Raw genomic sequence first — 23,820 nt, forward strand, 5'->3', positions numbered from 1 at the left:
GCCAGGCCCCGCAAGACGATCGGTCAGTTGATGAGCGTGCCGAAGGCCTTGTCGGCCTCGATGACTTCGGGCAATTCGCCGAGCAGGAGCTCCAGGTCGATACCCTCCAGCAGGGGGTTGGCCAGCGCCGCCTTGGCCGCCTCGTTGATGCCGCCGTGGCGGCGCAGCACGAAGGACACCAGGCGGGCCTGGGCGACCAGGCGCGGCAGCGTGGGGTCCTCGGGCGCGTCCTGGGGGTGCAACTGGTAGGCGATGGCATGCTGGATGACCACCGGCAGCTGCCAGCGACGCGCCAGCTCGGCACCGACCTCGGGATAGCCGAAGCCGATGGGCTCGGACCCTGGCAGCGGGCCGCGCTGTTCGGCGTCGATGCGCGCGGCGATGTCGGGCGCGGCGGTCTTGATCAGCAATTCGCCGATGCTGTGCAGCATGCCACAGGTGAAGGCCGTCTCCGGCTCGGTGCCGGCCTGGCGGGCGAGCACGCGACAGACGCTGGCCACGTCGAAGCTGTGTTGCCAGAAATCCCGGGGATCGAAGCTGGGATTATGGCGGAACGCAGCGGTCACCGCGGACGCCAGCACCAGCGTCCGCAGGGCGTCGAAGCCCAGGCGGATGGCGGCGCCTTCGATGCTGGTCGAAGGCCGGACGCCACGGAAGCGCACCGAGTTGGCCAGGCGCAGCACCTTGGCCGACAGCACCGGATCCAGGGCCAGGTTGCGGGCGACGTCTTCGATGCTGCTGTCGGGATCGTCGAACTGCTGGATGAGCTCCTGCGCTACCTTGGGAATGCTGGGAAGGGTATGCAGATGATCGAACAGAGCATCGATTTCCATGACGGCGCCTGGATTGTTCTATACCGGTGGAGAGGGCTCGCGTGCAGAGCAGGACCGAGCCGCGTGAACCGCCAGGCACGAGCCCGGCGTTGGTCGGAAAGCTTAGCTGGCGCGAGACTTGCTGTTGGAGAAAGATCTGACCGAAGGCGCCATTTTCCCGCCATTTGCCTGGTCGACCACCCAAGGGTTTCCCCATGACCACACGCTTCTCCTGTACCGGCTGCGGCAAGTGCTGTTCCGACCACCATGTGCCCCTGACGTTGATGGAAGCCCTCGACTGGGTGCGCCGCAAGGGCGAGCTCATCGTCCTGGTGGAGGCCTTCCTCGATGCCGGGCCGGGGATTTCGCCCCAGCAGCGCCAGCATGCCGAGCGCCGCTCGCTGCCCGTGCGCTGCGGCGCCGCCCAGGCCTACCTGGCGATCACCTTCGCCGGCTACAACGTCGGACCCTGCATCCATTTGAACAGTGAGCAGCGGTGTTCCATCTACGAGCAGCGGCCGCTGGTCTGTCGGATCTACCCGTTCGAGATCAATCCGCACCTGCCGCTGCGGCCGGAGTCCAAGGATTGTCCGCCTCAGGCCTGGCAGGAGGGCCCGGCGCTCATCCATGGCGGCCAGATACAGGATGCCGGCCTCGCCGAGCTGATCGAAAGGTCCCGGCAGGCCGACCGTGACGAGATCGCCAGCAAGGCGGCCATCTGCGCCCTGCTGGGCATTCGTACCACCGCCCTCAAGGGCGACGGCTTCGCCACCTATCGACCGCAGCCCGAGGCGTTCCTGGCGGCGGCCGAGCAGGTCCTCGGCGGCGCGGCACCGACGCCGGATGTCGGCTGGGAGCTGCACCTCTCCCATGCGCAACTGGCCGAGCAATTGCGGGTCACCGGGGCGCTGATCAGCGCGGCCCTGGACGAAGCCTGTGCCTTCGTCGCCCTGACCGCAGCCTGATCCAGGCGTCCAGCGGCAGGGGACACCACGTATTGGCTGACGACGGGGCACACGGGCGTCAGGTAATATGATGTCATTTTGACACTAAATAATTGGCGCCCGGGTCATTCGATGGTCTACCAGACGCATATCCGCCAGATGCTGCACCTGCCTAATGTACTGGCGCAATGCACCGGCATCCTGGGCTGGTTGAGCAGTACGCTGGTCAATCCCTTCCTGGTCGATGGAGTACCGCTGGCGGGCTGGCTGGCCTTCGGCGGCATGCTGGGTTCGTGCCTGGCGATGGCCACCGCCCGGCGTTTCGTGCTGTGGCGCCTGTTCGCCCTGGTGTTCGTGCTGTTCGAGGCCTTGGCCTTTCGTTACCAGATCCTCGGCATGGGCGGGGCCGGCCATGACTGGATGATACCCATGGCCATCGTCATCACCCTGGGCTCGACGATTCTCTTTTCCCATGTGCTCGACTACGGCATTGCCGCCGCCGCGGTCTGGCTGTTGCTGTTCTATGGCGCGATGGATGTCGTCAGGGAGGTGGCCCTGCCGCTGTTCGGGGTGATGCTCGGGTCGAGCCTGGCGCTGGGCCTGCTGCTCAACGCCACCTTCGTCCGTATCGTCGCCAGCACCCTGGAGCTCAAGGAGCGTTATCGCCTGCAGGCGGAAACCGATGCCCTGACGAGCATCAGCAATCGTCGTGCGCTCATGCTCGACCTGGAGCAGGTCTGTCGCGAGGCCTCGTCCTCCTGGTATTTCGCCATGCTCGATATCGACGACTTCAAGCGGATCAACGACAGATTCGGCCATGACGTGGGCGACGAGGTGCTTAAGGAGATGGCCAGCATCCTGAACCGGCATTTTCCCGGTGGACGCTTCGGTCGCCTGGGCGGCGAGGAATTCGGAGTATTGATCGAGACCGACGATGAGCGGCTACTGGCGCAGCGGCTGCAGGCATTGCTGGACGATATCCGCGGCAACACCCGCACCGGCACCTGCTTTTCCTTCAGCGCCGGCGTGGCGCGCCTCGTCCCGGGCTATCAACCCTCGGATCTGCTCAAGCAGGCCGATGGCGAGCTCTACCAGGCCAAGCGTGCCGGCAAGGACCGGGTGCATTACCGCGGCGGGATGATCTGCGGCTAGGCGTCGGCCGCGTCCGGTGACGGATGGGTGCGGTTGCGCCCGAGATGCTTGGCCCGGTAGAGGGCGGCATCGGCACTGGCCAGGAGCTCGGCCGGCAGCGGTGGCTGGGGCTGTCCGGGCCACTGGACGGCGAAGCCGAGGCTGACGGTGATGCGGCCGAAGGGACTGGTGGCATGGGGCACCTCCAGCATCTGCAGGCGCTCCTGGACCGTATGGGCCACCCGCTGGGCGCCGGCCGCATCGCAGTTGGGCAGCAGCAGGGCCATTTCCTCGCCGCCGTAGCGCACCGCCAGGTCGCCCGGGCGGCGCGCGGCCGAGGCCACCACCCCGGCCACCGCCTGCAGGCAGCGATCGCCCGCCGGATGGCCATAGTGGTCGTTGTAGGCCTTGAAGTGATCGATGTCGATCATCAGCAGGCTCAGCGGCTGGTGGTTGCGCTGGGCCCGCGCCAGCTCCACCGGCAGCAGGGTGTCGAACTGGCGGCGATTGCCCAGCCCGGTCAGGCTGTCCTTGAGCGTCAGCAGATGCAGGTCGTCGTGGGCCTGGCGCAAGGCCGCCTCGCTGCGCAGGCTGGCGCGGATTTCCCGCAGCAGGCTGAAGCCGAAGATCAACATCCCGACGATGATGATGCCCACCACGATCACCGAGCGCAGCATGTCCTGCCGCCAGCTGGCGAGGATGTCGCCCTTGGAGATGCCGGCCAGGGCCACCAGCGGATAGCCTTCCAGACGCTGGAAGGCATAGAGGCGCTCCTGCCCGTCGATCAGGGCACGCACCAGGGCCGTGCCGTTGGCCGCCTGGGTCACGTACTGGCGAAACAGCTCGCCGTCGGCGAGGGTGGTGCCGATGTGCTGTGGATCGTAGGGGCGGCGCACCATGAGGGTCCCGTCCTCCAGGGCCAGGCTGATGGCGCCGCGGGCGTCCAGGCGGAAGCGGGCGTAGTAGTCGATGAAGTACTGCAGCCGGATGGTGGCGAGCAGCACGCCGGCGAAGCGGCCTTCCCGGTCTTCCAGGCGCCGCGAGACGGGAATGATGAGTTCGTGGGTGCTGCGGCTCTCGATCACCGCGCCGACGTGCAACTGGTCTTCGCGATGCTGCCGATGAAACTGGAAGTACTCGCGGTCGGCGTTGCTTGCCGGGGGCGGCGTGCTGCTCTTGTCGGTCATCCGCCAGCTGCCGTCGCGATCGTAGATGAACAGTCCGTGCAGTTGCGGCAGCAAGGCGGCCTGGCGCGCTAGCAGACGGTGGACCCGCGGGCGGTCCAGCTCGTCGAGCGGCTGGTCCTCCAGGCGGTCGCGGATGCTGACCAGCAGCGAGTCCGCTTCCTTGATCGCATCGTCGGCATGCTGGGCCGCTGCCAGTGCGATGTTGCCGACGTCGCTGCGCGCGCTGGCGAAGGCGTTCTGGTAGTTGCGCCAGACCTGCCAGGACTCCAGCGCCAGGATCACCGCCACCGCGCCTATGAGCAAGAGCAGGGCCAGGCGCTGGGCAGCCCGGTTGCGCTGGGGGGTGACGGTGCCGTCGACCATGGTGGGGCGGATTCCTCGGACTCGCTGGACGGGGGATCGCACGCCGGCCACGGGGACCTGGGTGCGAGAAAAGTCCGACGATTCTACAGTTTCGTCGGAATCTTGCGCGGCTGACGAATTCTCCCGCTGCGGCTGCGGTCTTTAGCGAAACAGCCGTCCCCCCGGGATGGCGCCCCAGCCAACGCCGACCGGGAGGTCACAGATGTCGCAGATCGCCGAACAGATCGTCGAAGATGCCATGCAGCGCATCGAGCAGAACGAGCGGCAGCATGCCGCCGAGCCAGTGCGGAATTTTTCTCTGACCCTGACCGATCCGGCGGAAATCCGCGTCGGTGCGGAGATCTACTTTCTCTTCGAGCAGCGCCTCAAGGGTTTCTACCCCGATGCCCGCGTGGTGGTGCGTGGCCACGCGGCCGAGGGCTACAACATCACCGCCCAGGTCGAGCGGCGCCGCTCGGCCTGACCGTCGCGCCCGCAGCGGCCACTAGGTGCGGGCGAGTTTCACCAGTTGCCGGGCCAGCAAGGGCCCGGTCAGCACCACCCCGATCAGGCGCAACGCCTGCATGGCCAGTACCAGGCCGACATCGGCGTGGGCATCCACCGCGATGATGGCCATGGAGTCCAGTCCACCCGGGCTGGTCGCCAGGTAGGCGGTGAGGAAGTCCACGTGCATCAGCCGCGCCATCAACAGCGCCGACAGGGCGCAGAGGGCGATCAGCAGCAACGAGGCGAAGATCATCTTCGGCAGCGCGCGCCAGACATAGCGGACCGTGGCCCGGTCGAAGCGCAGGCCTACGTAGCAGCCCATGGCGCCGTAGGCCACGGCGAGCAGGACGTGGGGCAGGGTGATGTCCAGCCAGCCATTGAGTTGCAGCAGGGTGCCCAGGGCAATGGGGACGAGCAGGGCGCCAGCGGGAAACAGCCGCCCCCCCAGCCAGCTGCCGGCCAGGGCCACCGCCAGCGTCAGCAGCAGGTTGAGCGCGAAGTGCCCGTTCAGACTGATCTCCGTCGCCTGGTGCCCGGTACCGCTGCCTTCGGCGCCGAGCAGGCGCCCGACCAGGGCACTGATCAGCACCACGCAGACCACCCGCACGTATTGCATGGTGGCGACGATGCGCGGATCGGCGCCGTATTCCTCGGCCATGGCCACCATGGCGGCAGCCGCGCCGGGCGTGGTGCCCCAGGCGGCGGTGCTGCCGGGCAGGCCGCCGAAGCGGACCAGCAGGGCGCCGGTGAGCAGGCTGAGCAGGACGGTCAGGACGGTCGCCAGCAGCATCACCGGCCAATGCTCGGCCACGGTCAGCAGCACCGCCGCGGTCATGGCATGGGCGATCAGGCAGCCCACCACGCCCTGGCCGGACTGGAACAGGCGCTTCGGCAGGCGGATGCTGGCACCGCCGACGCCAAAGGCGATGGCCGTGAGCATGGGACCGAGAAAGAGCGCGGCGGGCACCTGCAGCCAACTCAGCACGCCGCCGACCAGGGCAGAGCAGAGGATCAGGGCGAGCCATTGCAGCAGCGGTGAATGGGGTGCAGGGGTAGCGGGGGCGGACAAGAGGGTCTCCGAACGGCGAGGGACCGGCGAGGCGTACCGACCCCAGGACCGGCGCGGGCCGGCCCTGGGAGCGATTATACGACGTTCGTGGCTTTCGATGGCCTTTCGGTCAAGGAAAAAACCATCCTTTTAGCGCACCAGGTGCAGGAATTGCAGGTGTCGCTCGTACTGGTCGAGCATGTCGTTGAGGATCTGCTCGCGGTTGTAGCCCACCAGGTCGTAGTCCTGGCTACCCTCGGTGAGATGGACCTCGGCGCGGTAGTAGCGGCGATTCTTCAGGTGCAGGCCGCCCATGCCGGCGCGGGCGAAGGAGGGGGTGAAGTAGCCCTGCATGATCACCTGGTAGACGAAGGGGTGCTCCTCGCCATGGCCGATGATCAGTTGCAGGTTGGCATTGGTGGCGTCGAACTGGGTGTCCACCACCAGCCCCTTCTCGCGGAACACCTCGACCATCTCCTCCATCGCCGGCCGCACGGTGCTGTCCATGAAGCGGTACACCTCGTCCCGCGAGGGGAAATACACCGCCTGGGCCAGGCGCTGGCGCCAGCCGCCGTGGCGGGCCTTGCCGTTGGTCGCCACCGGGGCGAGGGAGTGCAGTCGCGCGCGCTGACGCTGGGTCTCCAGGTGCAACGCCTTGTGCAGGCCCCACATCATCAAGAGCACCACCACCGAGAAGGGCAGCGAGGTCAGCACCACCGCCGACTTCAGCGCATCCATGCTGCCGGCGAACAGCAGGCCGCCGGTGACCACCGCCACGGCGGCGCCCCAGAACACCCGCAGCCACTTGGGACCGTCCTCGTCCGCCTCGCCACCGGTGGACGACAGGGTGGAGAGCACCACGGTGCCCGAATCGGCCGAGGTGACGAAGAAGACGAAGCTCACCAGCACGGCCACGCTGATCACCACGCGGCTGGCCGGATAGGTTTCCAGCACCTGGTAGAAGGCCATCGCCGGATCGGTGAGGGCCGTCTGTGCCAGGCCGGTCATGCCCTGGCCGATGACCAGCTCCAGGGCGCTGTTGCCGAAGATCGACAGCCAGGCCAGGGTGAAGCCCAGCGGGATGAACAGCACGCCGAAGACGAATTCGCGGATGGTGCGGCCGCGGGAGATGCGCGCGATGAACAGCCCGACGAAGGGCGCCCAGGCGATCCACCAGGCCCAGTAGAACACCGTCCAGCCACCGAGCCAGTCGGAGGGCTCGTCGTAGGCATAGAGGTCGAAGCTCTTGCCCGGCAAGGCCGAGAGGTAGTCGCCGATGTTCTGGATCAGGGTGTTGAGCAGGTGCTGGGTGGGGCCGGCGAACAGCACGAACAGCAGCAGGGCCACGGCCAGCACCATGTTGATGTCGGACATGATGCGCACGCCCTTGTCGACGCCGGAGACGGCCACGGCGATGGCCGCGCCCATCATCAGCACGATGAGGATCAGTTGCACCCAGTGGCTGTGGCTGATGCCGAACAGGTAGTCGAGTCCGGCGTTGAGATGCAGCACGCCGAAGCCCAGGTCGGCGCCCAGGCCGAAGATGGTGGCGATGATGCCGAAGGCGTCCACGGCGTGGCCGATGGGGCCGTTGATGCGCTTGCCGATCAGCGGATAGAGCGCCGAGCGTAGCGCCAGTGGCAGGTTGTGGCGATAGGCGAAGTAGGCCAGCGCCATGGCTACCAGGGCGAACACGCCCCAGCCGTGCAGGCCCCAGTGCAGGAAGAGGATCTGCATCGCCTGGCGGGCGGCGGCCGGCGTGCCCCCTTCACCGGTCGGCGGCTGGGCGAAGTGGGTGAGGGGTTCGGAGACGCAGAAGAAGAACAGGGTGATGCTGATGCCGGCGGCGAACAGCATGCCGGCCCAGGACAGGTAACTGAATTCGGGTTGGTCGTGGTCGGCACCGAGCTTGATCTTGCCGTAGCCGGACAGGGCGGTGACCACCACGAACACCAGATAGAGCGTCATGGCCAGCAGGTAGTACCAGCCGACGGTATTGGCGGCCCAGGTCTGGGCCTGCAGCAGCCAGGCTCCCGCCTGGTCGGGACGACCGATGACGATCAGAGAAAACAGCAGGATCACCGCGGCCGCGCAATAGAAGGCGGGGGGATTCAGCCGTACGGTGCCGGATGAGGGCGTCGCACTCATGAGGACTCCTTGCGAGCTGACGAAAGGGAGGAAATTCTTTTTTTATTGATCGTTCGATTAAAAAAGAATACCACAGGCGACCCCTGAGGTGAACGCTTCGAGTGGGCGAGGCCTGGAAAGTTGCCGTCCAGAGGGTTTGCCCATGCCGGTGGTCGACTTTCGTCGTGCACAGGCCAGGCGGTCAGAACCGCGACCCTCCGGCAAAGTCTGTTGGGTATGAATCAGGCATCTTCTCCCCTCGGCTCCTATCGACCTCTGCTGCTTTTGGTGGAGGATGAGCCGTTGCTGCGAGAACTGGCCACCGAAGCCCTGGAGTCCCTGGTGGACCTGCAGGTGGTGGCGGTGTCGACCGCCGACGCCGCGCTGAGCTATCTGGAACAGACCGGTGCCCGGATCGACGTACTCTTCACCGACGTCCGCATGCCGGGACGCCTGGACGGCGAGGCGCTGGCGCAACTGGTCTCCCAGCGCTGGCCGCACATCCCGGTCATCCTCACCTCGGGCGATCGCCTGGCGGTGCCCCGTGGAGCCGGTCGTACCCGCTTCATGCCCAAACCCTGGCATATCGACGACATGGCCAACTGCGTCAACGAGGCGCTGGGGCAGAGTCGGGTGGCGTGAGTCTTCGTCCACAGCGCCCGCTCTTTTGACCTCCGATCCATGGGTCGTTGGGCCTTATCGAACGAGACGTTAGCCTGTGCCTTTATTTTATTTGCACAGGGACGCTGCATGAACAAACGGACACTGGGACTGCTTTTTGTTGCCCTTGGCCTTGTCATGACCGAACACGCTGATGCGTTGGTCTTGGACAAGGCGAAGCAAGTCCCTGCGCTGGCTAACCAGCGAGGAGGGCGCATTCCAACGCCTTTCGCCGATACGGTCAGTCAAGCCAACGCCTGGCAGGAAGCCCGGGGGCGTTCGGGCAGTAGTCGGCGCTCGTCTAGTGGGCGTAGCTATTCCAACTCATCTTCCACATCCGACGATTGCTCCTGCAGTGGCGGCAATGTCTGTATCGGGCCTCGCGGCGGGCGCTACTGCATTACCGCCGGTGGCAACAAAAGATACGGGCGCTAACACCGAGGCCTACGGGCGAATGAGGTCCAACGAGGCAGGGTTACGATCAACTCCGCCTCGTTGGGCTTCGACGATGCAGCCGGCTCAGCCCAACCTACCGTTGCTATTCGCTACGACTGCCACGGCGAATCCTTGCCGCTGGGTCGGCGGTTCAGGAAAGAGGCCGTGCCGATCAGCGTCCTAGCGGGAAAAACGGCATGGTCTTTTCCACGTGTGGCTTCGTAGCACGCTGTACCCTCACCCCAACCCTCTCCCAGAGGGAGAGGGGGCAATTCGCGCAGATCTTCGGCTTCATCCATCTGGGCACGATCACGATTGGCTGTCGGGTCGTCATCCATGGGAGTGGCCGCATCGGCGGCCGCGATGCGGGTCAGGCTACGGCTGCCACTGCGGATCCTTGCCGCTGAGTCGGCGGTCCAGGAAGAAGGCCGCGCTGATCAGTGCCAGGTGCGAGAGCGCCTGGGGGACGTTGCCCAGGGGATAGCCGCGCTTGTCCAGTTCTTCCGCGTAGAGCCCCAGGGGATTGGCATAGCCGAGCAATTTCTCGAACTCCAGGTGCGCCTCGTCCACCCGTCCGGCGCGGGCCAGGCATTCGACGTACCAGAAGGAACAGGCGACGAAGGCGCCTTCTTCGCCGTCGAGGTTGTCCGCCGGGGTGTCCGCGGGGTCATAGCGGCGGATCATGCCGTCGTAGGTCAGGTGCTCCTTGATGGCGTCGAGGGTCGCCAGCCACTGGGGGTCGGTGGCGCTGACGAAACGCACCAGCGGCATCAGCAGCATGGCCGCGTCCAGGCTCTTGCCCTGGCGGGTGGCGGTGAAGTGGCCCAGTTCGGCACTCCAGAAGTTGTCCCAGATGTCGTCCTGGATCGCCGAGCGCGCCGCGTACCAGCGTTCATAGGGCATCGGCAGCGAGCGCTTGACCGCCAGGCGCAGCGCCCGGTCGATGGCCACCCAGCACATCAGGCGTGAGTGCAGGAAGTGCTCGGGTTCGCCGCGCATTTCCCAGATGCCGGCGTCCGGGGTATCCCAGACCTCGCAGACGTGGTCGATCATCCGTACCACGTGGCGCCAGCCCTCGTGGGAGATGGCTTCGCCGTACTTGTTGGACAGGTAGACGGCGTCCATCAACTCGCCATAGATGTCCAGCTGGGTCTGCTTGTAAGCCTCGTTGCCGATGCGCACCGGACTGGAGTCGGCGTAGCCGGCGAGGTGGTCGAGGGTCTCCTCGGGCAGCTCCAGGCCGCCGTCGAGGCGATACATGATCTGCAACCGCTCCGGCTCGTTATGGCTGTTCTGCATGCAGCGGCCGACCCAGTGGATGAAGTCCTTGGCTTCCTCGGTATAGCCCAGGCGCATGAAGGCATAGACGGTGAAGGAGGAATCGCGGATCCAGGAGGCGCGATAGTCCCAGTTGCGCTCCCCACCCAGGGCTTCGGGCAGGCTGAAGGTGGCGGCCGCGGCGATGGAGCCGTGCTTGCAGGAGGTCAGCAGCTTCAGTGCCAGGGCGGAGCGGGTGACCATCTCGCGCCAGCGGCCCTGGTAGTGGCTCCGGGCGGTCCAGCGGGTCCAGTAGGCCAGCGTCTCCTGGAAGCAGAGGTCGCTGTCGCCGGCCGTCACCTTCTCGTCCTCGGCGCAGCCGAAGACGAAATCCAAGGTATCGCCCTGCTGCAGGTCGAATTCGGCGTAGGCGGCGTTGCCTGCTACCTCCAGTGGCACTGGCGAGGCCAGGCGCAGGCTGGGCTGGCCCTCGGCTTCGAACAGGGCGCCGTCGTCCAGCCGCCGGGCGCGGGTGGTGGCCCGGGCGTAGTCGTGGGCCGGGGCACAATGCAGGCGGATACGGCCGCTGCCGGCGACCATCTGCACCCGGCGGACGATCCGTGGTTTGGTGTCCTCGGCGCTGCAGACCGGCATCAGGTCGGTGACCTCGGCGACGCCTGCCGCCGACAGCCAGCGGGTCTGCAGGATGTTGGTATCCGGCAGGTAGAGCTGTTGCTCGCGGGCGTCGTCCCAGACCGGCGCTAGGCTGAAATAACCGGCCTTTTCCGAGTCCAGCAGGGCGGCGAACACCGAGGGGCTGTCCAGGTTCGGCCAGCAGAAGTGGTCGATGGTGCCATCGGTGGCGACCAGGGCGCAGGTGCGCAGGTCGCCGATGACACCATGGGCGCCGATGCTGCGGCGGGCGTGTACCGAGGTGGAATCAGCCATTGTCTTCGAACCCCGGATAGAGGCACATGCCGCCGTCGACGAAGAGGGTGGTGCCGACGATGTAGTCGGCCAGGTCGCTGGCGAGGAAGACCGCTGCGTTGCCGATGTCTTCCACGTGGCCGACGCGCTTGTAGGGGATCAGCTTGAGCAGTTCGCGGGCCTTGTCCTCGTCGCCGGTCACGTCTTCGTTGATGGCGGTGGCGATGGCGCCCGGGGCGATGCTGTTGATGCGGATGCCCTCGGCCGCCACCTCCTGGGCCAGGCTGCGCATGAGCATGTAGATCCCGCCCTTGGAGGCGGCGTAGTTGACGTGGCCGGCCCAGGGGATGACCTCGTGCACCGAGCTCATGTGGATGATCTTGCCCAGGGCGCGGGAGATCTTTTCATCGCGGCCCTGCTGGCGGAACTGGCGGATGGCCGCCTGGGCGCAGAGGAACTGGCCGGTGAGGTTGGTATTGATGACGGTGTTCCAGTCCTTGAGCGACATCTCGGCGACCGCCGCGTCCTTCTGCAGGCCGGAGTTGGCCACCAGGATGTCCAGCCGGCCGAAGGCCTCCAGGGTGCGCTCGAACAGGGCCTGCACCGCGGCCTCGTCGCCGACGTCACCGCCCACGGCGATGGCGCGGCCGCCGGCGTCCTGGATGCGCTTGGCCAGTTCCTCGGCGGGCTCGCCATGGGAGTGGTAGTTGATGGCGACGGCTGCCCCGGCCTTGGCCAGGGCTTCGGCGACGGCGGCTCCGATACCGGAACTGCCGCCGGTGACCAGGGCGACCTGGCCGTTGAGGGAAAGCTGCATGTCGGACTCCTCGCGGAAGCGGAAAAGGTGTCTGACTGCTGACCGTCGCGCTCGGCTCTAGGTTCAGCCTGAGCGCGTTGCCGGATGTTCAGGCGCTGGCGGTGCGGAACAGGCTCATGCGGCGCTCCAGGTCCTCGGCCAGCTCCGCCAGTTGGCGGCTGGCCCCGGCGATCTGCTGCGACCCGTTGGCGGTTTCCAGGGTGGCGGTGTGGATGCGGTTGATGTTCTCGTTGACCTCCTCGGCCACGGCGCTCTGCTGGGCCGCCGCGGTGGCGATCTGGGCGTTCATGGCGTTGACCGAGCCGACGTCGGCCTGGATGGCGACCAGCGCCTCGACCGCCCGCTGGGTCAGGGCAGCGGTTTCATGGGCCTGGCCGCGGCTCTCCTCCATCTGCGCGGAGGCGCGACTGGCACCTTGCTGGAGGGTGGCGATCATGTCGCGGATCTGCCGGGTCGATTCCTGGGTACGGGTCGCCAGGGAACGCACCTCGTCGGCCACCACGGCGAAGCCACGGCCCTGCTCACCCGCGCGCGCGGCCTCGATGGCGGCGTTCAGCGCCAGCAGGTTGGTCTGCTCGGCGATGCCGTTGATGACGGCGACGATGTTCTCGATGCTGGCACTGTCGCTGGACACCTGCTGCACCGTGACGCTGGCCTGTTCCAGGGCCTGCACCAGCTGGCCGATGGCCTGGCCGGAGCTGGCCACCAGGCGGTTGCCGCTATCGACCTGGGCACTGGCATTGCCGGTGGCCTGGGCTGCCTGGGCGGCATAGCCGGCGACCTCGCCGATGGTGGCCGCCAGCTCGGTGACCGCCGCGGCCATGTGCTGGGCCTGGTTGGACTGCACATCGGTCTGCCGCTGGTTGGCCTGGGCGGTGCTCTGCAGCTGGGCCGCGGCCGCGGCGACCGAGGTGGCGGTGCCGCGGACCTGGACGATGGTCTCGCCCAGGTGGGCGGTGGCGCTGCCCAGGGTGCCCATGACGCTCGCCGGGTGGCGAGTGGCGGGGCGCTCGTCCAGCCGACCTTCCGCCAACCGGCGGATGGCGGCGGCCACGGCATGGGGTTCACCGCCCAGGGTGGCGCCCATTTGGCGAATGATCAGCAGCGAGACGGTCACGCTCAGCAGCAGGGCGATGGCGCAGGTCATCAGCATCAGCCAGCGGAAGCCACCGGCGATGCCCCGGACGTCGGCGAGATGGCCGCTGGCGATGGCTTCCTCGTGATCGATCAGGGCGTTGATGCGCTTGAGCCATTCGACGTAGGCCGGCGAGACGCGCTCGAGCAGGAACACCCGGGCGCCTTCGAAGTCGCCGGCCTGGCGCAGCTGCAGCAGGCGCTCGGTCAGCGGCAGGGCGGTACCCTCGATGTCCTTGATGGCGGCGAGCAGGCGCTGCTCCTCGGCGGTCGCGCCCTGGCTGGCGAACAACTGGTCCATCGGCTCGGCGGACTGGCGATAGAAGGCCTTGAGCCGATCGATGTCGGCCAGGCGAGTGGCCAGCGGCTGGGCGTCATGGATCAGCACGGTATCGCGGATGGCGATGGCGCGGTCGTGCACGCTGCCGCGGAAGTTGATGGCATAGCGCTGCTTGACGCTGGCGCCCTGGCTGACCGAGGTCAGGGTGTCGTCGATGACACCGACGCGCTGGACACCTACCAGGGTGATCAGCAGCATCAGGACCAGGATCAGGCCAAAGCCCAGGCCCAGGCGGGCGGCCATGGAGAGGGGGGTACGCATGAAAACCTCGAATCGCGTTCAGGATGTGACAAGGATCACATTTTGCGATGAAGATTCTCGCGATAAGTATTTCCCGGGCCGAGCGGTCATCCGGCCGGGACGAGTGACCCTTGCTGCCGGAGGCCGGCCGCGGTTCAGCCGTCGCTCCGCGGCTCCTGCAACCGATCGCGATGGGCGAGGCCGGGGAACAGCTTCATCCACACCCCGGTGATCACCAGGGTACCGAGGCCGCCCAGCACCACCGCCGGCACCGTGCCGAAGAAGTGCGCCGTGACCCCGGACTCGAATTCGCCGAGCTGGTTGGAGGCGCCGATGAACAGGCCGTTGACCGCGCTGACCCGGCCGCGCATGGCGTCGGGCGTCTCCAGCTGGACGAAGGAGGTGCGGATCACCACGCTGATCATGTCGGCGGCGCCCAGGACCACCAGGGTGACCAGCGAGAACCACAGCGAGGTGGAGAGGCCGAAGGCGATGGTGGCCACGCCGAACACTCCCACGGCGCCGAACATGATGCGGCCCACGTGCCGGTTCAGGCTGACGTAGGCGAGCAGGAAGGACATGCCCAGGGCGCCCACCGCTGGCGCCGAGCGCAGCAGGCCCAGGCCCCAGGGGCCGGTGAGCAGGATGTCGGCGGCGAACACCGGCAGCAGGGCGGTGGCGCCCCCCAGCAGCACGGCGAAGAGGTCCAGGGAGATGGCGCCGAGGACGTCCGGGCGACTCTTGATGAAGCGGATGCCGGCCAGCAGGTTGTCCAGGGTCGGCTTTTCCTTCTGGCTGGGCGTCTGCCGCGCCGGCAGGCTGGAGACCAGCAGGACGGCGATGCCGTAGAACAGCACCGCCGGGCCATAGACCCAGGCGGCGCCCAGGGCATAGAGCAGGCCACCCAGCGCGGGCGCGATGATGGTGGCGCCCTGCATGGCCGAGGCCGCCGCGGCGATGGCACGGGGAAAGATCGCCGGTGGCACGATGTTGGGCAGCAGCGCCTGGGTGGTGGGCTGCTCGAAGGCGCGCGCGGTGCCCAGGCAGAAGGCCAGGATGAAGATCAGCTCGCGGGTCACCGCCTGGTTCAGGCTGCCCACCAGCAGCACCAGGGCGATCAATCCCTGGCCGGTCTGGCAGAGCGCGGCGACCCGGCGCCGGTCGTAGCGGTCGGCGACATGGCCGGTGTGCAGCATGAACAGCACCCGCGGCAGGAATTCCACCAGGCCCACCAGGCCGAGGTCGAGCACGTTGCCGGTGAGGGAGTAGAGGTGCCAGCCGATGGCGACGGTGAGCATCTGGAAGCTGCCGGCGGTGCAGATGCGGGCGAACCAGAAGGCGACGAAGGGACGGTGGTGACGCAACTGCAGGGTATCGCCGGACATGGCTAGGGCTCGAAGGGCAGAGGTGGCATCTTAAGCCACCGGAAGGCAAATCGTCGGACAAGTTCGAGGGGCATGGAGCCTGCACGGAAAACGCGACAGCTGCGCTTCCGGCAGGGCGCTGCGGCAGCTGGCACGACCTCCAGCAGCGGGCCAGGACCAGGTGGCCGCTGTCGCCCGGCTGCTCTGGCCCGCGGGAAACCAGCGCTGTCCAGGGGGCGTCGTCGCGAGCACCGCGGGTACCCCAGGGGTGCGACAGCCTGCCCAATGCGACATCGAACCACGTAAGCAAACGTGTCCAGGAGGACTACTCTAAAGCCTGACGTTGATCCGCGTCAGTCCTTCGACAGGCTGGATGGACTAGTCACCGCTGTTTTTTCGGCGCTGCGCTAGAACCGTCCTCGCGCGGCGGGGCTCGAACCTCGGTCAGCGTCCAACTCGACCGGCTACCCTCGATGGCCGGCGTGCCTGAGAGGAAAAGCTATGTTCGGCCTCGAAGCCCTGGATCTCGCCCGGATCCAGTTCGCCTTCACCGTGTCCTTCCACATCGTCTTCCCGGCGCTGTCCATCGGTACCGCGAGCTTTCTCGCCGTGCTCGAAGGGCTGTGGCTGAAGACCGACAACCACGTCTACAAGGATCTGTATCACTTCTGGCTGAAGATCTTCGCGATCTTCTTCGGCATGGGCGTGGTGTCCGGCCTGGTGATGGCCTACGAGTTCGGCACCAACTGGAGCGGCTTCGCCGACTTCGCCGGCGCCGTGACCGGTCCGCTGCTCACCTACGAGGTGCTCACCGCCTTCTTCATCGAGGCCGGCTTCCTCGGCGTCATGCTGTTCGGCTGGAATCGCGTCGGCCGTGGCCTGCACTTCTTCTCGACGGTCATGGTGGCCATCGGCACCCTGATGTCGACCTTCTGGATCCTAGCCTCCAACAGCTGGATGCACACGCCGAGCGGCTACGAGATCGTCGACGGCCGCATCGTCCCGGTGGACTGGCTGGCGGTGATCTTCAACCCGTCCTTCCCCTTCCGCTGGGCGCACATGACCATCGCCGCCTACCTGTCGGTGGCCTTCCTGGTCGGCGCCTCGGCGGCCTGGCACCTGCTGCGCGGCAACGATAATCCGGCGGTACGCAAGATGTTCTCCATGGCCATGTGGATGGCCCTGCTGGTGGCGCCGATCCAGGCCATGGTCGGGGACGCCCACGGCCTCAACACCCTGGAGCACCAGCCGGCGAAGATCGCCGCCATGGAAGGCCACTGGGAGAATCCGCCTGGCGAAGCGACCCCGCTTATCCTGTTCGGCTGGCCGGACATGGAGCGCGAGGAAACCCGCTTCAAGGTCGAGATCCCGGTGCTCGGCAGCCTGATCCTCAAGCACAGCCTCACCGAGCCGATCCCGGCGCTCAAGGACTTCCCCAAGGAAGACCGGCCGCCGGCCTACGTGGTGTTCTGGTCCTTCCGCATCATGGTCGCCCTGGGCCTGCTGATGATCGCCGCCGGCCTCTGGAGCGCCTGGCTGCGCTGGCGCGGCAAGCTGTTCGAGACCCGTGGCTTCCTGCGCCTGGTCACCTGCATGGGCCCGGTGGGCCTGATCGCCTTGCTGGCCGGCTGGTTCACCACCGAGGTGGGCCGCCAGCCGTGGATCGTCTACGGCCTGCTGCGCACCAAGGACGGGGTGTCCAACCACAGCGTCACCCAGCTGAGCATCACCCTGGTGGCCTTCGTGGTGGTCTACTTCGCCGTGTTCGGCATCGGCACCCTCTATGCCCTGCGCATGATCGGCAAGGGTCCGCACACCGGTGAAGGCGACCTGCCCACCTCCGGCGGCCCGGGCACCGATCGGCATCCCAAGCGTCCGCTGTCCGGCGCCGATGGCGGCCTGGAAGAAGACAATCCCAAAGACCAGCTGACCGGAGACCGCACATGAACGGCATCCCTGGCATCGACCTCCCGCTGATCTGGGCGATCATCATCATCTTCGGCCTCATGATGTACGTGGTCATGGACGGCTTCGACCTGGGCATCGGCATCCTCTTCCCTTTCGTCAAGGGCAAGGAAGAGCGCGACGTCATGATGAACACCGTGGCGCCCATCTGGGACGGCAACGAGACCTGGCTGGTGCTTGGCGGGGCGGGGCTCTATGGCGCCTTCCCGCTGGCCTACGCGGTGATCCTGCCGGCGCTCTACCTGCCGCTGATCTTCATGCTGATCGGCCTGATCTTCCGTGGCGTGGCCTTCGAGTTCCGCTTCAAGGTCCAGGAAGGCAAGGAAGCCCTGTGGGACAAGTCCTTCATCTTCGGCTCGCTGCTGGCCAGCTTCTGCCAGGGCGTCGCCCTGGGCGCCTTCATCGAGGGTTTCCAGGTGGAGAATCGCCAGTACGTCGGCGGCCCGCTGGACTGGCTGACGCCCTTCTCGGTGTTCTGCGGCCTGGGCGTGATCGCCGCCTACGCGCTGCTCGGCAGCACCTGGCTGATCATGAAGACCGAGGGCCCGCTGCAGGTCACCATGCGCCGCCTGACCAAGCCGCTGCTGTTTCTGCTGCTGGCCTTCACCGCCGTGGTGAGCATCTGGACGCCACTGAGCCAGGCGGCCATCTCCGCCCGCTGGTTCAGCATGCCCAACCTGTTCTGGTTCCTGCCGGTGCCCATCCTAGTGGGCGTGGTGACCCTGGCCCTGCTGCGCGCCATCCTGCGCGAGGATTCGCACCATGCGCCCTTCCTGCTGACCCTGGCGCTGATCTTCCTCGGCTACAGCGGCCTGGGCATCAGCCTCTGGCCGAACATCATCCCGCCGGCGGTCTCCATCTGGGAGGCCTCGTCGCCGCCGCAGAGCCAGCTGTTCCTGCTCATCGGCACCCTGTTCATCATCCCCATCACCCTGATGTACACCTTCTGGGGCTACTACGTGTTCCGCGGCAAGGTCCGCGCGGGGGAGGGCTACCACTGATGGTCGGCCGCTCGCGCGAACCCAATCCCGCGGACAACAAGCCGCTCTGGCAGCGGCTGGCCTGGATGGCCGGCATCTGGGCCTGCAGCCTGGTGGCGCTGGGCGTGGTGGCCTGGGTGCTGCGCCTGGTGCTGACGGCGGCGGGGCTCAAGTCGCACTGACCCCTCGGGTGTTTCGGTGGATGAGGCTACGCCGTCATCCACCCTACGTGGGGTTTGCCCTTGCGTAGGAGGCTTATCCCTCACACCGGATTACCCCTTCTCCCGCTTGCGGGGGAGGGCTGGGGTGGGGGTGGCAAGTAGCAAGCGTTAGCCAAAGTCCTGAAACCGCCTGAATAACGCTCAACTTTCCGCCGGCACCCCAGTGCCCCGTTTGGCCGGCCGTACGGCAGCGTCGAGGAAGTGGGTGAGCGGCATGGATGCCGCGAAAGGGGCCGAGGGCCAGGACGGCCCTTCGGCCCCGGCCCGCTGGAGCGGCGCTGACGTGAGGGTATCCTGCGCAAGGCGCAGGACCGGCCAGTCGGGGCAAGCGTTTTTGGTTACTTTTGTCCGGGGTGCGCAGCCGCGACTGGCAAAAGTGACCCGCCCGGCGGGGGCGGAACGAAGAGTGTCTGAATACATTACGAATCAGCTTGGCAAACAAGCCCCCACCCCAACCCTCCCCCGCAAGCGGGAGAGGGAGCTGTCCAGCGTGAAGAAGGTGGATCTGGCGTTAGGGATTCGTTAGTTCCCTGAATCAGCTACCCCCAAACCTACAACTTTTCCCAGTTATCCCCCTGCCACCCTCCCGCTAGCCTGACCTCATTCCCATGGCAACGAGGAAGGCATCCATGCAGGTTCGCGAAGGCTACGCCGATTTCCAGGGCTATCAGACCTGGTACCGGGTCACCGGTGACCTGGGCAGCGGGCGATTGCCGCTGGTGGTGGCCCATGGCGGCCCCGGTTGTACGCACGACTACGTCGACAGTTTCAAGGACCTGGCCGAGCACGGCTGGCCGGTGGTGCATTACGATCAGCTCGGCAATGGCCGCTCCACCCATCTGCGCGGCATCGACCCAGGCTTCTGGACGGTCGAACTGTTCCTCGACGAGCTGAGCCACCTGCTACGGCACCTAGGCATCACCCAGTACGGGCTGCTCGGCCAGTCTTGGGGCGGGATGCTGGCCGCCGAGCATGGGGTACGCCGACCCGAGGGACTGCGCGGGCTGATCATCGCCAATTCCCCGGCCTCCATGGCGCTGTGGCGGGAGGCTGCGGCAGGACTGCGCGCCGAGCTGCCCGCCGAAGTCCAGGCGACGCTCGATCGGCACGAGGCTGCCGGCACCACCGACTCACCCGAATACCGCGCCGCCAGCGAGGTCTTCTATGCCCGCCATGTCTGCCGGGTGCAACCGCTGCCGGCCGAGGTGGCGCGGACCTTCGCCGCCATCGAGGACGATCCCACGGTGTATCACGCCATGAATGGACCCACCGAATTCCACGTGATCGGCAGTCTCAAGGATTGGAGCGTGATCGACCGCCTGGAGCGGATCCAGGTCCCCACGCTGCTGATCTCCGGGCGCCATGACGAGGCCACGCCGGCCTGCGTGGAGCCCTTCGACCGACTCATCCCGGACGTGCGCTGGCGTATTTTTGAGGATTCCAGCCACATGCCCCACGTGGAAGAGCGCGAAGCCTGCATGGCGACGGTGGCAGATTTTCTCGCCGAGCTCGAGCGCGGCTAGGCGTCCGCGTCCAACGCCGCGGCGATCTCGTCGATACGGGTCTGGCGGTCGTCGGCCTGCAGGCGCGGACGGGGATTGAGCGCCGACCATTCCGGGTGGGCGCGGGCCACCTGGACGGCGGGCGGCAGCTTGCCTTCGCGCCAGCGGCGCTCGTCCGGCGCCGCGACCTCGATGGCGCCTTGGGCGGCATGGCCGCGGGCTTCCAGGGCGGCCAGCAACTGGCGTTGGCGCACGGCCAAGAGCCGCAGCACGGCGTCGTCGATGGACAGCTCCCGGCCACCGCGCAACTTGCCGAACAGCCGTTTGCCGTAGTGCCCGCCGGTTTGCGCCAGGCCGCCGGCCAGGGCGCCCAGCACCGTGGCGGCGCCCAGCGTCAGGCCGCCGGCGAGCAGGTCGAGACCGACCCCCGCGGCCGCACCGGCCGCCACCCCGCCACCCAGGCGAATGCCCAGCAGGCGCAGGGTCTCCGGGTTGAACAGATCGTCGCCCCAGCGGCCATCCAGCAGCGGCAGGTCGCTGGCCTGGGCATCGCCCGGGCGAAAGCCGAACAGCCGCAGTAACTCCTCCACGCAGCGCTGCTCGCGCGTGCGCAGGGCGTCGCGCAACTCGGCGGTGGCCGTGCTCACCTCGGCGTCGCCGGGCGCCACGCTGCGGCGGGCGGCGGCGGCGTCCACCAGCAGTTCGGCGATCAGGCGGACGCCTTCGTGATGGCGACGGCGGGCCTGCTCGGCGTGATCGGCGAGCAGGCGCTGCAGCGCCGGGCGGCCGCTTTCCAGCAGGGTGCCCAGGCTTTCGTAGAGCCGCGCCTCGCCATCCGCCGGCGGCGCGACGCTGTCGAAACGCACCAGGGCGTGCAGGCCGAGGCGGGCCAGGGTGGCGCGCCAGTCGTCGGCGCGGTGGCCCTCGGCGGCGACGAAGTTGAGCACCGGCACCAGCGGTCGCCCGCAGCCGGACAGCACCGCCAGTTCGTCGCGGTACTTGGCCAGTACCGGCTCGCGGGCATCGATCACATAGAGACCCGCGTCTGAGGACCGCAGCTGGCGGATCACCTTGGCTTCCTGCTCGAATCTCTGGCGGGCTTCCACGCTGTCGAGAAAACGGTCGAGCAGGGTGGCGGCGTCCAGGCGTTCGCCGGGGCGTTCGAGTTGTTCCAGGTAGTCGCGCAGGGCGATGGCGTCTTCCAGGCCGGGGGTGTCGTAGAGTTCCAGCAGGGCTTCGCCGTCCACCGACAACCGCGCACCCTCGACATGGCGGGTGGTGCTGGGTCTATGGGAGACCTCGCCGAAATCCACGTCTCGCGTCAGGGTGCGCAGCAGCGAGGTCTTGCCGACATTGGTGTGACCGACCAGCGCCAGGCGCAGGGGGCCGCTCATGGATTCGTCTCCAGCCAGGCCAGTTCTTCGAGGTCACCCGCGCAATGCGTCAGGCGCAGGGCATCCAGCGCCTGACGCCAGTCATCCAGGCGGACCGGATCGAGCTTGCCGCCCAGGGGCGCAGGAAGCAGCCAGATGCGGGTCGCGGTGGCGCAGCGCGACAATTCCGCCACCAGCGCCAGGGTACCGCGATCGGGCGAGCGGCGTGGGTCGCAGGCGATGAGCAGGCGGCGGGCCGGATAGCGGGTCAGTTGCTCCAGCAGATGGCGGCGGCCCTGGCCGTCGTCGAGCACCCCCGCGTCGCGCACCCCGGCGGGCAAGGGGGGCGGCCAGGTGTGGTCGGTGAGTTCGATGCCCACCAGCAGGGCTTCGTCGCCGGTCTGGGCCAGGCCACTGGCCTCCTGCTGCGGCAGCTGGGCGGGGGCGGCGTCATTGACGCCCAGGCGCTCGCTGGTGGGCAGCAGGCGTTCGCGCAGGCGCAGATAGCCGGGGCGCTCGACGTCCAGGCGCAGGCGCTGGCGGCCACGTTGCCAGCGCCACAGGCAGAGCAGGGTCAACAGCAGGCGCGGCAGCAGGCCATAGACCAGCACCACCCCCAGCAGCCAGCCGGCCCAGGCCTGGCGCGCCCCGGCCAGCGGGCGGGCGGCATCGCCACTGGCGGCGATGCTAGCGGGGTCGGGTAGCGGGAAGCCCAGCCAGTGGGGCAGGGCGCCGAGGACCTGGGTGACGAGCACGAAGGTGTCGCTGCCCAGCAGGGTGGTCTCCCAGACGAACAGATAGCTGCGCCCGGAGAGCAGCGCCAGCAGGGTGGCCAGGGCGCTGCCGAGGATCAGCAGCCAGAGACCGTGTACCAGGCCGCCCAGGGCCCAGGGCAGCAGCCGCGCGCGGCCGAGCAGGCCGACCAGCGCTGGGCCCAGGTGCAGGGCGCGGGCATCGCGCGCCAGGCGGCCGGACAGCCACAGCCAGAGGCGCGCCAGTGGCGAGGCCAGCTGCCGCCCGCCGCCCAGGAGCCCGAAGCTCCAGACCAGCAGGCTGAACAGATTGAGGCCGAGCAGACTGCCCAGTGCCCAGAACACATTGACCGGTCGACTGCCATCTCCGAGGGCGCCGGCGGCGAGCCCAGCGCCGCAGAACAGTGCCACTATGGCCAGCAGCCAGGCGGCCAGCACCGCGCCCTGGCGCCAGCGACGCCGCGCGGCCAGCAGGCCGTCACGCTGGCCGAGCAGACGGGCGCGGTTCACCAGGCGCGTCTCGAAGGCACCCCCGGAAGCCCGCGCCTGGCGATTGGCCTCGGCGTCTTCCAGGGGGCCACTGTCTTCCTCGGTCAGGCGCAGGGCCTCGGTCAGCCAGAGATCCTCGAAGGCGGGGGAGGGGGTAGCGGTCACGCGTCGGCGCCCTTGCGGCAAAAACGCCGAGGATAGTCCCTGGCGCCCGCCCTGTTAACGGCTCTGTTATGCTCTGTCACCATGAAAACCTCTCTTCCCCTGAGCCTGATCGTCGCCGTGGCCGACAACGGCGTGATCGGCATCGACAATCGGCTGCCCTGGCACCTGCCGGCGGAACTCAAATATTTCAAGGCCGTGACCCTCGGCAAGCCGCTGGTCATGGGTCGCAAGACCTGGGACTCCCTCGGCCGCCCGCTGCCGGGACGGCTGAACCTGGTGGTCTCCCGTCAGACTGATCTGCACGCCGAAGGTGCCGAGGTAAGGGCTTCGCTGGCGACTGCGCTGGAGCGCGCCGCGGCCTGGGCCGAGGAACGCGAGGCCAGCGAGATCATGCTGATCGGTGGCGCCCAGCTGTTCGCCGAGGCCCTGCCGGTGGCGCAGCGTCTCTACCTCACCCGGGTCGCCCTGGCGCCGGAGGGGGATGTCTTCTTTCCGGACTGGCAGGAGAGTGACTGGCAACTGGTCTCGCGGCAGGAGCATCCGGCCGAAGAGGACCGCCCCGCCTACGCCTGCGAGGTCTGGGAGCGGCGGGCCTAGCTGCCGCCTCCGCGTCTCGCGCTGCCTCGACGATTGGCGGCCTGGCGCGTGGCTCTAACTATCGTAGGTTGGGTTGAGCGCAGCGAAGCCCAACAATCCCGGATCGGCTCCCTCATGTTGGGCTTCGACGATAGGGCCGTCTCAGCCCAACCTACGCAAGATCCGTAGGTTGGGTTGAGCGCAGCGAAGCCCAACAATCCCCAGGCGGGTTCCTCATGTTGGGCTTCGACGATGGAGCCGTCTCGGCCCAACCTACGCAAGATCCGTAGGTTGGCGCTGAGCTCAGCGAAGCCCAACAATCCCCAGGCGGGTTCCTCATGTTGGGCTTCGACGATGGAACCGTCTCAACCCAACCTACGCCAGATCGGTAGGTTGGCGCTGAGCGTCAGCGAAGCCCAACACTCCCAGATCGGCTCCCTCATGTTGGGCTTCGACGATGGAGCCGTCTCAGCCCAACCTACGCCAGATCGGTAGATTGGAGCTGAGCGCAGCGAAGCCCAACAA

The 23,820-nt window shown here is 67.5% G+C and carries 18 protein-coding genes and 2 pseudogenes; 9 read left to right on the plus strand and 11 right to left on the minus strand.

All coding sequences use genetic code 11. From position 1 onward, the window contains the following. Window positions 1–23: 23 nt before the first annotated feature. Window positions 24–833, minus strand: a complete 810-nt coding sequence (locus tag FSV73_RS20000; protein ID WP_145010388.1) for an HDOD domain-containing protein — start codon at window positions 831–833, stop codon at window positions 24–26. A gap of 194 nt (window positions 834–1,027) precedes the next feature. Between FSV73_RS20000 and FSV73_RS20005 the strand changes: the two genes are divergently transcribed. Beyond that, window positions 1,028–1,777 (plus strand): YkgJ family cysteine cluster protein, encoded by a 750-nt coding sequence (locus FSV73_RS20005; protein WP_145010391.1) that lies wholly within the window; start codon window positions 1,028–1,030, stop codon window positions 1,775–1,777. A 111-nt stretch (window positions 1,778–1,888) separates the two neighbouring features. After that, a complete protein-coding gene (locus tag FSV73_RS20010; protein WP_145010394.1) occupies window positions 1,889–2,908 on the plus strand; it encodes a GGDEF domain-containing protein in 1,020 nt (339 codons plus the stop codon). Here the strand turns inward: FSV73_RS20010 and FSV73_RS20015 are convergent. Continuing rightward, the gene (locus FSV73_RS20015; protein WP_145010397.1) at window positions 2,905–4,437 is read right to left on the minus strand and encodes a GGDEF domain-containing protein; all 1,533 of its coding nucleotides are present in this window, start codon (window positions 4,435–4,437) and stop codon (window positions 2,905–2,907) included. The genes FSV73_RS20010 and FSV73_RS20015 overlap by 4 nt on opposite strands. 202 nt (window positions 4,438–4,639) lie before the next feature. Between FSV73_RS20015 and FSV73_RS20020 the strand changes: the two genes are divergently transcribed. Next, on the plus strand, window positions 4,640–4,900 hold the full coding sequence (locus FSV73_RS20020; protein WP_145010400.1) for a BTB/POZ domain-containing protein: 261 nt from the start codon (window positions 4,640–4,642) through the stop codon (window positions 4,898–4,900). 21 nt (window positions 4,901–4,921) lie between these two features. Here the strand turns inward: FSV73_RS20020 and FSV73_RS20025 are convergent, their stop codons facing one another. Further along, window positions 4,922–5,992 (minus strand): AbrB family transcriptional regulator, encoded by a 1,071-nt coding sequence (locus FSV73_RS20025; protein WP_145010402.1) that lies wholly within the window; start codon window positions 5,990–5,992, stop codon window positions 4,922–4,924. A 129-nt stretch (window positions 5,993–6,121) separates the two neighbouring features. Then, window positions 6,122–8,086 (minus strand): choline BCCT transporter BetT, encoded by a 1,965-nt coding sequence (betT, locus tag FSV73_RS20030; RefSeq protein ID WP_145010740.1) that lies wholly within the window; start codon window positions 8,084–8,086, stop codon window positions 6,122–6,124. A 249-nt stretch (window positions 8,087–8,335) separates the two neighbouring features. Between betT and FSV73_RS20035 the strand changes: the two genes are divergently transcribed. Beyond that, window positions 8,336–8,740, plus strand: coding sequence for a response regulator (locus tag FSV73_RS20035; protein WP_260856125.1), 405 nt, complete (start codon window positions 8,336–8,338; stop codon window positions 8,738–8,740). 828 nt (window positions 8,741–9,568) lie between these two features. Here the strand turns inward: FSV73_RS20035 and FSV73_RS20045 are convergent. The 5 genes and pseudogenes from FSV73_RS20045 to FSV73_RS20060 all read right to left on the minus strand — a co-directional run bounded on the left by FSV73_RS20045 (window position 9,569) and on the right by FSV73_RS20060 (window position 15,293). Further along, the gene (locus FSV73_RS20045) at window positions 9,569–11,398 is read right to left on the minus strand and encodes a glycoside hydrolase family 15 protein (protein ID WP_145010405.1); all 1,830 of its coding nucleotides are present in this window, start codon (window positions 11,396–11,398) and stop codon (window positions 9,569–9,571) included. Continuing rightward, window positions 11,391–12,194, minus strand: coding sequence for a glucose 1-dehydrogenase (locus FSV73_RS20050; RefSeq protein WP_145010408.1), 804 nt, complete (start codon window positions 12,192–12,194; stop codon window positions 11,391–11,393). Before FSV73_RS20050 ends, FSV73_RS20045 begins: the two co-directional genes overlap by 8 nt. An 88-nt stretch (window positions 12,195–12,282) precedes the next feature. Beyond that, a pseudogene (locus FSV73_RS26220) lies at window positions 12,283–12,807 on the minus strand (methyl-accepting chemotaxis protein); the annotation flags it as partial. Window positions 12,808–13,407: 600 nt separating this feature from the next. Further along, window positions 13,408–13,929: pseudogene (locus FSV73_RS26225) on the minus strand (MCP four helix bundle domain-containing protein); the annotation flags it as partial. Window positions 13,930–14,063: 134 nt separating this feature from the next. Next, window positions 14,064–15,293, minus strand: a complete 1,230-nt coding sequence (locus tag FSV73_RS20060) for an MFS transporter (RefSeq protein WP_145010411.1) — start codon at window positions 15,291–15,293, stop codon at window positions 14,064–14,066. A 480-nt stretch (window positions 15,294–15,773) separates the two neighbouring features. Between FSV73_RS20060 and FSV73_RS20065 the strand changes: the two genes are divergently transcribed. The 4 genes from FSV73_RS20065 to FSV73_RS20080 all read left to right on the plus strand — a co-directional run bounded on the left by FSV73_RS20065 (window position 15,774) and on the right by FSV73_RS20080 (window position 19,961). Further along, window positions 15,774–17,219 (plus strand): cytochrome ubiquinol oxidase subunit I, encoded by a 1,446-nt coding sequence (locus FSV73_RS20065; RefSeq protein WP_145010414.1) that lies wholly within the window; start codon window positions 15,774–15,776, stop codon window positions 17,217–17,219. After that, window positions 17,216–18,238, plus strand: coding sequence for a cytochrome d ubiquinol oxidase subunit II (gene cydB, locus FSV73_RS20070; RefSeq protein WP_145010416.1), 1,023 nt, complete (start codon window positions 17,216–17,218; stop codon window positions 18,236–18,238). The genes FSV73_RS20065 and cydB overlap by 4 nt, the downstream gene beginning before the upstream one ends. Further along, window positions 18,238–18,399: a DUF2474 domain-containing protein gene (locus FSV73_RS20075; protein WP_017640936.1), complete on the plus strand. Its 162-nt coding sequence runs from the start codon at window positions 18,238–18,240 to the stop codon at window positions 18,397–18,399. Before cydB ends, FSV73_RS20075 begins: the two co-directional genes overlap by 1 nt. 668 nt (window positions 18,400–19,067) lie before the next feature. Beyond that, window positions 19,068–19,961, plus strand: a complete 894-nt coding sequence (locus tag FSV73_RS20080; protein WP_145010418.1) for a proline iminopeptidase-family hydrolase — start codon at window positions 19,068–19,070, stop codon at window positions 19,959–19,961. Here FSV73_RS20080 and FSV73_RS20085 read toward each other — a convergent pair. After that, complete coding sequence (locus tag FSV73_RS20085) at window positions 19,958–21,334, minus strand: GTPase/DUF3482 domain-containing protein (protein ID WP_145010422.1); 1,377 nt, start codon at window positions 21,332–21,334, stop codon at window positions 19,958–19,960. The two genes, FSV73_RS20080 and FSV73_RS20085, sit on opposite strands and share 4 nt — an antisense overlap. After that, window positions 21,331–22,719, minus strand: a complete 1,389-nt coding sequence (locus tag FSV73_RS20090) for a DUF2868 domain-containing protein (protein ID WP_145010425.1) — start codon at window positions 22,717–22,719, stop codon at window positions 21,331–21,333. The genes FSV73_RS20085 and FSV73_RS20090 overlap by 4 nt, the downstream gene beginning before the upstream one ends. A gap of 81 nt (window positions 22,720–22,800) precedes the next feature. Between FSV73_RS20090 and FSV73_RS20095 the strand changes: the two genes are divergently transcribed. Next, complete coding sequence (locus tag FSV73_RS20095; protein WP_145010428.1) at window positions 22,801–23,316, plus strand: dihydrofolate reductase; 516 nt, start codon at window positions 22,801–22,803, stop codon at window positions 23,314–23,316. The last annotated feature ends 504 nt before the right edge of the window (window positions 23,317–23,820 follow it).

The organism is Pseudomonas oryzihabitans, assembly GCF_007665395.1.
In the GTDB taxonomy this organism is placed as follows: domain Bacteria; phylum Pseudomonadota; class Gammaproteobacteria; order Pseudomonadales; family Pseudomonadaceae; genus Chryseomonas; species Chryseomonas psychrotolerans_C.